Here is a 10,486-nt window from a genome sequence, read left to right as displayed (position 1 = left end):
TGGCTGAAGGCGACCTACACCGGGTCGATCGGCAGCGAGTTCATGCACATCTCCGAGTTCGAACAGCGCCAGTGGATCTACCAGCGCCTGGAGAACGCGGGCGGCAACATCGCCGGCGACACCGCCAGCCGCCGCCGCACCCTGGAGCGGATCACCGCCGCCGAGGGCCTGGAACGCTACCTGCACACCAAGTACGTCGGCCAGAAGCGCTTCTCGCTGGAAGGCGGCGACTCGCTGATCCCGATGATGGACGTGCTGGTGCAGCGCGCCGGCAGCGACACGGTCAAGGACATCGTGGTCGGCATGGCCCACCGCGGCCGCCTCAACGTGCTGGTCAACACCCTGGGCAAGAACCCGCGCAAGCTGTTCGACGAGTTCGAAGGCAAGTTCGAGCACGCCCACGACGACCGCGCCCACACCGGCGACGTGAAGTACCACATGGGCTTCTCTGCCGACGTGGCGGTGGCCGACGGCAAGTCGGTGCACCTGGCGCTGGCGTTCAACCCCTCGCATCTGGAAATCGTCGACCCGGTCGTGGTCGGCAGCGTGCGGTCGCGCCAGGAGCGCTACGGCGACGCCGCGCGCAAGTCGGTGCTGCCGGTGATCATCCACGGCGACGCCGCGTTCGCCGGCCAGGGCGTGGTCATGGAGCTGTTCCAGATGTCGCAGGCGCGTGGCTTCGCGGTCGGCGGCACCGTGCACATCGTGGTCAACAACCAGATCGGCTTCACCACCAGCGCCCGCGACGACGCCCGTTCCACGCTGTACTGCACCGACGTGGCCAAGATGATCGGCGCGCCGGTGTTCCATGTGAATGGCGACGATCCGGACGCGGTGGCGTTCGTGGCCAACCTGGCCTACGACTTCCGCCAGCAGTTCAACAAGGACGTGGTCATCGACCTGGTCTGCTACCGCCGCTGGGGCCACAACGAGGCCGACGAGCCGGCGGCCACCCAGCCGGTGATGTACCAGACCATCCGCAAGCACAAGACCACCCGCGAGCTGTACGCCGCCCAGCTGGAAAGCGAAGGCGTGCTGCAGGCCGGCGAGGCGCAGGCGCTGGTCGACGGCTACCGCAACAAGCTCGACTCGGGCGAATACACCACCGAGCTGGCGACCCGCAAGCCCGACGAATTCGCCATCGACTGGTCCAAGTACCTGTCGGGCAAGCTGTCGGACAAGGTCGACACCACGGTCAAGCGCAAGACCCTGGACCAGCTGGCCAAGATCATCACCACCATCCCGGGCGGCGTCGAGCTTCACCCGCGCGTGGCCAAGATCTACGAGGACCGGGTGAAGATGGCCGCCGGCGAACTGCCGGGCGACTGGGGCTTCGCCGAGAACCTGGCCTACGCCACCCTGCTGGGCGAAGGCCACAAGCTGCGCCTGGTCGGCCAGGACGCGGGCCGCGGCACGTTCTTCCACCGCCACGCGATCCTGCACGACCAGAAGACCGACAGCTACTACCTGCCGCTGCGGCAGCTGGTGGAGAACCCGGAAGACGCCACCGTGATCGACTCGCTGCTCAGCGAGGAGGCGGTGATGGGCTTCGAGTACGGCTACTCCACCACCGATCCCAACGCGCTGTGCATCTGGGAAGCGCAGTTCGGCGACTTCGCCAACGGCGCGCAGGTGGTGATCGACCAGTTCATCGCCGCCGGCGAAGCCAAGTGGGGCCGCATCTCGGGCCTGTCGCTGTTCCTGCCGCATGGCTACGAGGGCCAGGGCCCGGAGCACAGCTCCGCACGCCTGGAGCGCTTCCTGCAGCTGTGCGCGCTGGAGAACATGCTGGTCTGCGTGCCGACCACCCCGGCGCAGGCCTTCCACATGATCCGCCGGCAGATGCGCATGTCCACGCGCAAGCCGCTGGTGGTGATGACGCCCAAGTCGCTGCTGCGCCACAAGCTGGCGGTGTCGACGCTGGAGGAACTGGCCGACGGCGAGTTCCAGCACCTGATCCCGGACGCAAAGGCCGACCCGAAGAAGGTCAAGCGCGTGGTCGCGTGCTCGGGCAAGGTCTACTACGACCTGCTCGAGGACCAGACCAAGCGCGGCCAGGACGACGTCGCCATCCTGCGCGTGGAGCAGCTGTATCCGTTCCCGCGCGAGCTGCTGTCGGCCGAACTGAAGCGCTACGGCAATGCCACCGACCTGGTCTGGTGCCAGGAAGAGCCGCAGAACCAGGGCGCCTGGTACCAGATCAAGCACCACCTGCAGGCCTGCCTGGCCGACGGACAGAGCCTGCACTACGCCGGCCGCGCCCGTTCGCCGTCTCCCGCCGCCGGCCACTTCGCCGAGCACGTGGAAGAGCAGCTGAAGCTGGTCGCCGATGCGCTGTTGAATCCGTTCAACGACCAAGTCGCTGAATAAACCCCCTTTCACACTTCAAAAAAGACACCACTAGGACGCCCCCTGCAATGGCCACCGAAGTCAAAGTTCCGGTACTGCCCGAATCCGTATCCGATGCCACCATCGCCAGCTGGCACAAGAAGGCCGGCGAGGCGGTCAAGCGCGACGAGAACCTGGTGGACCTGGAGACCGACAAGGTCGTGCTGGAAGTGCCCTCGCCCGTCGATGGCGTGCTGAAGGAGATCAAGTTCGAGACCGGCGCCACCGTGACCAGCTCGCAGATCCTGGCGATCATCGAGGAAGGCGCGACCGCCGCTGCGGCGCCGGCCGAGGCCAAGGTCGCCGATGCGCCGAAGGCCGAAGCGCCCAAGGCCGCCGCCGCGGAAGCGCCGAAGGCCGCCAAGGCCGACGCGCCGAAGGCCGCCGGCGATGTGTCCAGCCTGCCGCCGGGCGCGCGCTTCAGCGCCATCACCGAAGGCGTGGATCCGTCGCAGGTCGAAGGCACCGGCCGCCGCGGCGCGGTGACCAAGGAAGACATCCTCAACTACGCCAAGAACGGCGGCGCCGGCAAGGCCGCCGGTGCGCGTCCGGAAGAGCGCGTGCCGATGACCCGCGTGCGCAAGCGCATCGCCGAGCGTCTGATGCAGTCGAAGAACTCGACCGCGATGCTGACCACCTTCAACGAGGTCAACCTGGCCAAGGTCTCGGCGGCGCGCAAGGAACTGCAGGACGAGTTCCAGAAGGCCCACGGCATCAAGCTCGGCTTCATGAGCTTCTTCGTCAAGGCTGCGGCCAACGCGCTGCAGCGCTTCCCGCTGGTCAACGCCTCGATCGACGGCGACGACATCATCTATCACGGCTACAGCGACATCTCCATCGCCGTGTCCACCGACAAGGGCCTGGTCACGCCGGTGCTGCGCAACGTCGAGCGGCAGTCCTTCGCCGACATCGAGCAGGGCATCGCCGACTACGCCAAGAAGGCGCGCGACGGCAAGCTGAGCCTGGAAGAACTGCAGGGCGGCACCTTCACCGTGACCAACGGCGGCACCTTCGGCTCGCTGCTGTCGACCCCGATCATCAACCCGCCGCAGAGCGCGATCCTGGGCATGCACGCGATCAAGGAGCGTCCGATCGCCGAGAACGGCCAGGTCGTGATCGCGCCGATGATGTACCTGGCGCTGTCCTACGACCACCGCATCATCGACGGCAAGGACTCGGTGCAGTTCCTGGTCGACATCAAGAACCAGCTGGAAAACCCGGGCCGGATGCTGTTCGGTCTGTAAGAGCCGGGAATCGGGAATGGAGAAACGGGAATGGGACCAGCGCCCATCCGCCGCTGCTGCATTCCCGCCTGGACCTGGATGGGGAACGGCAGGCGCAGCGCTTTTGCCATTCCCTATTCCCCATTCCCTATTCCCGTGTGAGCAAATGAAATGAGCGAACAATACGACGTCGTCGTCATCGGTGCCGGTCCCGCCGGCTATCACGCGGCCATCCGTGCCGCCCAGTTGGGCCTGAAGACCGCGTGCATCGACGCGGCGCTGGGCAAGGACGGCAAGCCGGCGCTCGGCGGCACCTGCCTGCGCGTGGGCTGCATTCCGTCCAAGGCGCTGCTGGATTCCTCGCGCCAGTTCTGGAACATGGGCCACCTGTTCGGCGAGCACGGCATCAGCTTCAAGGATGCCAAGATCGACGTCGCGGCGATGGTCGGGCGCAAGGACAAGATCGTCAAGCAGTTCACCGGCGGCATCGCGATGCTGTTCAAGGCGAACAAGATCACCCCGTACTACGGCTTCGGCGAACTGCAGCCGGGCAACGTGGTCAAGGTCAAGCAGCACGACGGCAGCGAAGTCGAGCTGAAGGGCACCAACGTGATCCTGGCCGCCGGCTCGGATTCGATCGAACTGCCGTTCGCCAAGTTCGACGGCGAGACCATCGTCGACAACGTCGGTGCGCTGGACTTCACCGAAGTGCCCAAGCGCCTGGCGGTGATCGGCGCCGGCGTGATCGGCCTGGAACTGGGCAGCGTGTGGAAGCGCCTTGGCGCCGAGGTCACCATCCTCGAAGCGCTGCCGGACTTCCTGGCCCTGGCCGATGCCGAAGTGGCCAAGACCGCGCTGAAGGAATTCAAGAAGCAGGGCCTGGACATCAAGCTCGGCGCCAAGGTCTCCAAGACCGAAGTCACCGGCAAGGGCAAGAAGCAGGAAGTGGTCGTCACCTATAGCGACAGCGAAGGCGAGAAGACCCTCAACGTGGACAAACTGCTGGTGGCCGTCGGCCGCCGCGCCGCCACCAAGGGCCTGCTGGCCGACGGCACCGGCGTCAAGGTCAACGAGCGCGGCCAGATCGAGGTCGATGCGCACTGCCATACCGGCGTCGACGGCGTGTGGGCGATCGGCGACTGCGTGCGCGGGCCGATGCTCGCGCACAAGGGTTTCGAGGAAGGCATCGCGGTCGCCGAACTGATCGCCGGCCTGCCCGGCCACGTCAACTTCGACACCATTCCGTGGGTCATCTACACCGAGCCGGAAATCGCCTGGGTCGGCAAGACCGAGCAGCAGCTCAAGGCCGAAGGCGTGCCGTACAAGGCCGGCAGCTTCCCGTTCGCGGCGATCGGCCGTGCGGTGGCGATGGGCGAGCCCGCGGGCTTCGTCAAGGTCATCGCCCACGCCGAGACCGACCGCGTCCTGGGCATGCACCTGGTCGGCGTCGGCGTCTCCGAACTGGTCCACGAAGGCGTGCTGACCATGGAGTTCAACGGCTCGGCCGACGACCTGGCGCGCATCTGCCACGCCCACCCCACCCTGTCCGAAGCGATCCACGACGCGGCCATGGCGGTGAGCAAGCGGGCAATTCATAAGGCCAATTGAAGCCGGGAAACGGGAATGGAGAATCGGGAATGGCAAGCGCATTCCCGGCACTGCATTCCCACTGCATAACGCCGGGCCCGAGTCCGGCGTTATGCGTTTCGGCTTTTGATTTTCCCTATTCCCCATTCCCGACTCCCCATTCCCGATGAAAAGCATCTGCGTCTACTGCGGCTCCAACGCCGGCAACAAGCCCGCCTATGTCGAACGTGCCACCGCGCTGGGCACGCGCATCGCCGAACAGGGGCTGCGCCTGGTCTATGGCGGCGGCAATGTCGGCCTGATGGGCACCGTGGCCAATGCGGTGCTCGCCGCCGGCGGCGAGGTCACCGGCGTGATTCCCAAGCAACTGGCGGACTGGGAAGTGGCGCACCGCGGCCTCACCGAGCTGGAGATCGTCGGCTCGATGCACGAGCGCAAGTCGCGCATGTTCGACCTGTCCGATGCCTTCGTCGCCCTGCCCGGCGGCTTCGGCACCATGGAAGAAATCTTCGAGATGCTGACCTGGCGCCAGCTCGGCATCGGCAACAAGCCCTGCGCCTTCCTCGACGTGGAAGGGTTCTACGCGCCGCTGATCGGCATGATCGATCGCATGGTCGAGGAGCGCTTCCTGCACCCGGACCAGCGCGCCGACCTGTGGTACGGCAGCGACATCGACACGATGCTGGGCTGGATGCGGGGGTACACGCCGGCGCAGGCGTCGAAGTGGATTGACGAGAAGCGCCGTAACGCGCTGCGCTGAGAGCATCTCTGATCGGCGGTAAGCATCTGGCGCGTGGCGACGCGTTACAGATTCCGGCGCCTCACTGCTTCCATGGCGCGGATTGATGAAAAACGACGCAACGCGCTGCGCTAGGAGCGTCTGAGGGGCGTCGGGGTCAATGCGCGTGGCGACGCGCTACCGACTCCGGCGCCTCACCGCCACTGCGGCGCGGATCGACGAGAAGCGTCGAAACGCACTGCGTTGAGAGCATCCGATCGGCAGTTAGCGCCTCGCGCGTGGCGACGCGTTAGAAATTCCGGCGCATCACGGCTTGGATGGCGCGGATTGATGAAAAGCGCCGCAACGCGTTGCGCTGAGACGCCGAAAGCGGCAACGTCATGACGCGTGGCGACGCGCCATGAATTCCGGCGCACGATTGTTCCTGCGGCGCGGATCGACAAAAAGCGCCGCAACGCGTTGCGCCAGGCGCATCCGATCCACGGCAAGCGCTTGGCGCGTGGCGAACCGTTTAGACCGCCGCCCATACCGATAGGACGTGTCCTGCAGGAGCGGCTTCAGCCGCGACGGGCGTGCTCGATAAAACCCATCGCGGCTGAAGCCGCTCCTACGCGGCAACCTGCCATGGCGGCATCTTCAGTCGCTCCAGCATCGGAGGCGCGAATCGAACAAACGCGCCGCAACGCGTCGCGCTGCGGCCAACGGGCGCATGGCGCCGCGCTCCGCACCCGATCGCCTCAAAGCAGCTGCGGCGCGGCGGCCGGGCGCCCGAGCAGATAGCCCTGCCCGTAGTCGCAACCCAGTTCGCGCAGGGTCGCCAGTTGCTGTTCGGTCTCGATGCCTTCGCCCACCGTCTCGATGCCCAGGGTGCTGGCCAGGGCGAGAATGCCGCGCACCAGCGCGTGGCTGCCGGTACTGCCCTCGTCCTGCAGGCCGGCGACGAAGCTCTGGTCGATCTTCAGCACCGAGATCGGGAAGCGGTGCAGGTAGGACAGCGCCGAGAAGCCGGTACCGAAGTCGTCCAGTTGCGCCAGCACGCCGCGCTCGCGCAGCGCCTGCAGGATGGTCAGGGTGCGCGGCGCGTCGTCGAGCAGCGCCACCTCGGTGATCTCCACGCGCAGGCGACGCGGATCGGCGCCCGCGGTGTCGATCAGCCCGAACAGCCGCTCGGTGAAATCCGGCGAGCGGAAATGCCGCGGCGAGACGTTGACCGAGACGTAGCCGCCCTCGCTCTGCGCCAGGCGCCGGATCACCTGCGCGTACAGCAGCCAGTCCACCTGCTCGATCAGGCCGCTCTCCTCGCCCAGGTCGATGAACTGGCTCGGCACCAGCAGCCCGCGGCTTTCGTGGCGCCAGCGCAGCAGCGCTTCGTGGCCGATCACCTCGCCGTCGCGCAGGCGCACGATCGGCTGGTAGAACGGCTCGAAGTCGCGGTTGTTGATCGCCCGGCGCAGGTCCGCCTCCAGATCGAGGCTGCGCAGCGCCGCCTCGCGCATGGCCTCGTCGAACACCACGCAGCGGTCCTGCGTCTGCGCCTTGGCCCGGTACATGGCCGCGTCGGCGTCGCGCAGCATCTCCTCGCCGTTGTGGTAGCGCGGATGCCAGGCGGCGATGCCCAGGCTGCCGGACGGGAACAATTCGCGGCCGGCCACCCACATCGGCTGGCCGAGCACGTGCAGCAGGCGCCGCGCCAGCTCGCGCGCGCCGTCCAGGCCGTGCTCGCACGGCGTCAGCACAGCGAATTCGTCGCCGCCCAGGCGCGCCACCACGTCCTGGCCGCGAATCGTGGAGACGATGCGCTTGGCCACCTGCACCAGCATCTCGTCGCCGGCGGCGTGGCCGATGCTGTCGTTGACCAGCTTGAACCGGTCCAGATCCAGGAACAGCACGGCGAAGGTCCTGCCGCCGCCGCGGGCACGGGAGATCGCCTCGCTGAGCCGGTCCAGCAGATGCGATCGGTTCGGCAATCCGGTCAGCGCATCGTGCAGCGCCTGGTGGGTCAGGCGCTGCTCGGCACGCCAGCGTTCGGCGATCTGCGCCAGCAATTGCTCGTTGACCTCGGCCAGTTCGCGGGTGCGCTCCTCCACGCGCTGCTCCAGCTCCGCGTGCGCCAGCCGCAGCCGTTCCTGCGCGCGCTGCCGCGCCAGACCGCTGCCGACGTTGTGCGCGACGAAGGTCAGCAGGCGCTGGTCGTGCTCGGTGAACCGCACCTTGGCGATGTAGCTCTGCACCACGATCGCGCCGATCACCTCGCCTTCGTCGAACAGCGGCACGCCCAGCCAGCTGTAGGGGCGCTGGCCGTACTCCTGTACCTCGCCCTGCGTCAGCAAGGCGTCGATGTCGGGAAGTTCGAGCAGTTGCGGACGCCGTACCCGCATCACGTACTCGGTCAGTCCGCGGCCGCGGCGCCGTTGCGGCCGGTAGGGGGTGAACTCGTCCACCGAGTAGACGAACTCCAGCATCGTGTCGTCGTCGGACAGCAGCGCGATGTACAGGTTGCGCGCATCGATCAGCCCGCCGACGATGGCGTGCACCTCGGTGTAGAACTGCTGCAGGCTCTCCGAGCGGATCGCCAGCTCGGCGATGCGGAACAGCGCCAGTTGCAGCGTCTCGGCGCGCTTGCGCTCCTGGATCTCGTCCTGCAGGTCGCGGTTGGCGCGCTGCAGTTCCTGGGTCCGCAGGTGCACCCGCCGCTCCAGTTGCACCTGCGCATGGCGCCGGTCCATCGCGGTCTGCACGTGCTGCGCCACGTAGGCCAGCAGCGCGCGGTCGGCGTCGGTGTAGCGCAGCGCGTAGTCGTAGTTCTGCACCACGATCGCGCCGCACACCCGGCCCTCGCGCAGCATCGGCACGCCCAGCCAGTCGCGGCTCTCCGGGCCGTGTTCGGCGTTGTAGCCCACCTGCAGGCGTTCGCGCACCTGCTCCGAGGGCCCACGCACCGCGCGGCCGTGGCGCAGCAGTCCCACGGTGAGGCTGTGCGGCATGTCGCGCAGGAAGTAGGTCTGCTCCGGATCGGCGACGAAGTCGTCGTGGCGGTCGGAGAAGTACAGAAAGCGCATGCTCTGCTGATCTTCGTCGTATTCGACGATGTAGCAGTTCTCCGCGTACATCAGCGATTCCAGCACCGCATGCACGCGCTGCAGCATCTGGCTCATTTCCAGATCGGCGCCGGCCAGATCGGCGATCTCGTACAGCGCCTGCTGCAGCTGCTTGGATTTCTCCAGGCCCTCGATGCGCGCGCGCATGCGCTCGGTGTCGAGCAGGTTGAGGCCGAAGGCGACCGCGGCCTCGCACCAGGCGGTGCGGTACGCTTCGTCCAGCGGCTGTCTCACCTGCGCACCGATGACCACGCAGGCCCCCTCGGCGGTGCGATGCACGTGCAGCACCGTGGGTGTCGTCGACGGTGGCAACTCGGTGGCGGCCAGCGTCTGCGCGACCAGCGCCTGCAACCACTCCGGCGCCTCCGCGCTGGCGCCGTGGAGGCGCCCGACCACGCCGTCGCCGCAGCCGACCACCACGGCGCTGCCGGGCGGCAGCAGCCTGCACAAGGCCTGCGCCGTGCGGGCGGGCGCATGGCCGCCGGAAGCGTCTTCGCGGGCGGTGGCGGACGAATTGAACAGCATCGACAACGATTCTCCTGCAGGGCCCCCGGAACTGCTCCACGCTCGCCCTTTCACCCCCAGCATACCCGTTGCATGCACCGATCGACGCCCGATCGACCCCGAAGTGCCGCGATACGCGTTTGTCTACCCATGTTGTCCGAATGTCCGCCATCGACGCCCTCTCCCGGGCCCCCGCCTCCCGACTATGCGGCGGACCGGCGAACGCTTAGGCTTGCCGCCGTGGACGCCCCGGTCGACGCGAGCGACGAAGCCCTGATGCTGGCCTATGCCGCCGGCGACGCACGCGCGTTCGAGACTCTGTACCTGCGCCATCGCGGCCGCCTTTACCAATACCTGCTGCGGCAGCTGCGCGACCGGGCGCTGGCCGAAGAACTGTTCCAGGACGTGTGGCAGCGGGTGATCGCCGCACGCCTGGACTGGCAGCCGCAGGCCGCGTTCACCACCTGGCTGCTGCGCATCGCCCACAATCGGCTTGGCGACCATTGGCGCGCGGCCAAGCACCGCCCGCCGGCGCCGGCCGACGCCGACCTGCGCACCGCGCGCGTGCAGGACCCCGACACCCCGGAGCGGCAGTTGTCCGCCTTCGAACAACGGCGCCAGTTGCAACTGGCGCTGGATGCGCTTCCCGAGGAGCAACGCGACGTGCTGCTGCTGCGCCTGGAGCAGGAATTGAGCCTGGACGAGATCGGGCAGATCACCGGCGTCGGCCGCGAGACGGTCAAGTCGCGGCTGCGCTATGCGATGGACAAACTGCGTGCGAGGTTGGGCGGATGAGCGCCGACGAACCGCTGACCCCGGAAGAGCGCGCGCTCGCCGAACGCCTGCGCCTGGGCCGGCAGGCATTGCCGCCGCCGGCGCTGGATGCGGCGATCCTGGCTGCCGCGCGCGCGGCGGTCGCACCGGGAGCCGCCGAGGTCCCGGAGTAT

At 67.6% G+C, this 10,486-nt stretch carries 6 protein-coding genes; 5 read left to right on the top strand and 1 reads right to left on the bottom strand.

The features are described from left to right. From D588_RS0109555 to D588_RS0109540, 4 genes are all read left to right on the top strand, one after another. Nucleotides 1-2,370 (top strand): 2-oxoglutarate dehydrogenase E1 component (locus D588_RS0109555; RefSeq protein WP_017915815.1); only part of this gene is annotated, 2,370 nt, incomplete at its 5' end. Between the two features lie 47 nt (nucleotides 2,371-2,417). Beyond that, entirely contained in the window at nucleotides 2,418-3,632 is a 1,215-nt protein-coding gene (gene sucB / locus D588_RS0109550) for a dihydrolipoyllysine-residue succinyltransferase (protein WP_017915814.1), read from the top strand. 150 nt (nucleotides 3,633-3,782) lie between these two features. Continuing rightward, nucleotides 3,783-5,219, top strand: a complete 1,437-nt coding sequence (lpdA, locus tag D588_RS0109545) for a dihydrolipoyl dehydrogenase (protein ID WP_017915813.1) — start codon at nucleotides 3,783-3,785, stop codon at nucleotides 5,217-5,219. Between the two features lie 145 nt (nucleotides 5,220-5,364). Next, nucleotides 5,365-5,958, top strand: a complete 594-nt coding sequence (locus D588_RS0109540) for a TIGR00730 family Rossman fold protein (protein ID WP_017915812.1) — start codon at nucleotides 5,365-5,367, stop codon at nucleotides 5,956-5,958. A 716-nt stretch (nucleotides 5,959-6,674) separates the two neighbouring features. Here D588_RS0109540 and D588_RS0109535 read toward each other — a convergent pair. Continuing rightward, on the bottom strand, nucleotides 6,675-9,560 hold the full coding sequence (locus D588_RS0109535; RefSeq protein WP_017913416.1) for an EAL domain-containing protein: 2,886 nt from the start codon (nucleotides 9,558-9,560) through the stop codon (nucleotides 6,675-6,677). 219 nt (nucleotides 9,561-9,779) lie between these two features. On the opposite strand from D588_RS0109535, the gene D588_RS0109530 reads away from it, so the two are divergent. After that, nucleotides 9,780-10,334, top strand: coding sequence for an RNA polymerase sigma factor (locus D588_RS0109530; protein ID WP_017915811.1), 555 nt, complete (start codon nucleotides 9,780-9,782; stop codon nucleotides 10,332-10,334). Nucleotides 10,335-10,486 lie beyond the last annotated feature (152 nt).

The sequence above is a fragment of the Xanthomonas sp. SHU 308 genome, from assembly GCF_000364645.1.
GTDB classification, from domain to species: Bacteria; Pseudomonadota; Gammaproteobacteria; order Xanthomonadales; family Xanthomonadaceae; genus Xanthomonas_A; species Xanthomonas_A sontii.
Note: the sequence above shows the minus strand (reverse complement) of the source record. Positions and strands in the feature narration are given on the sequence as shown.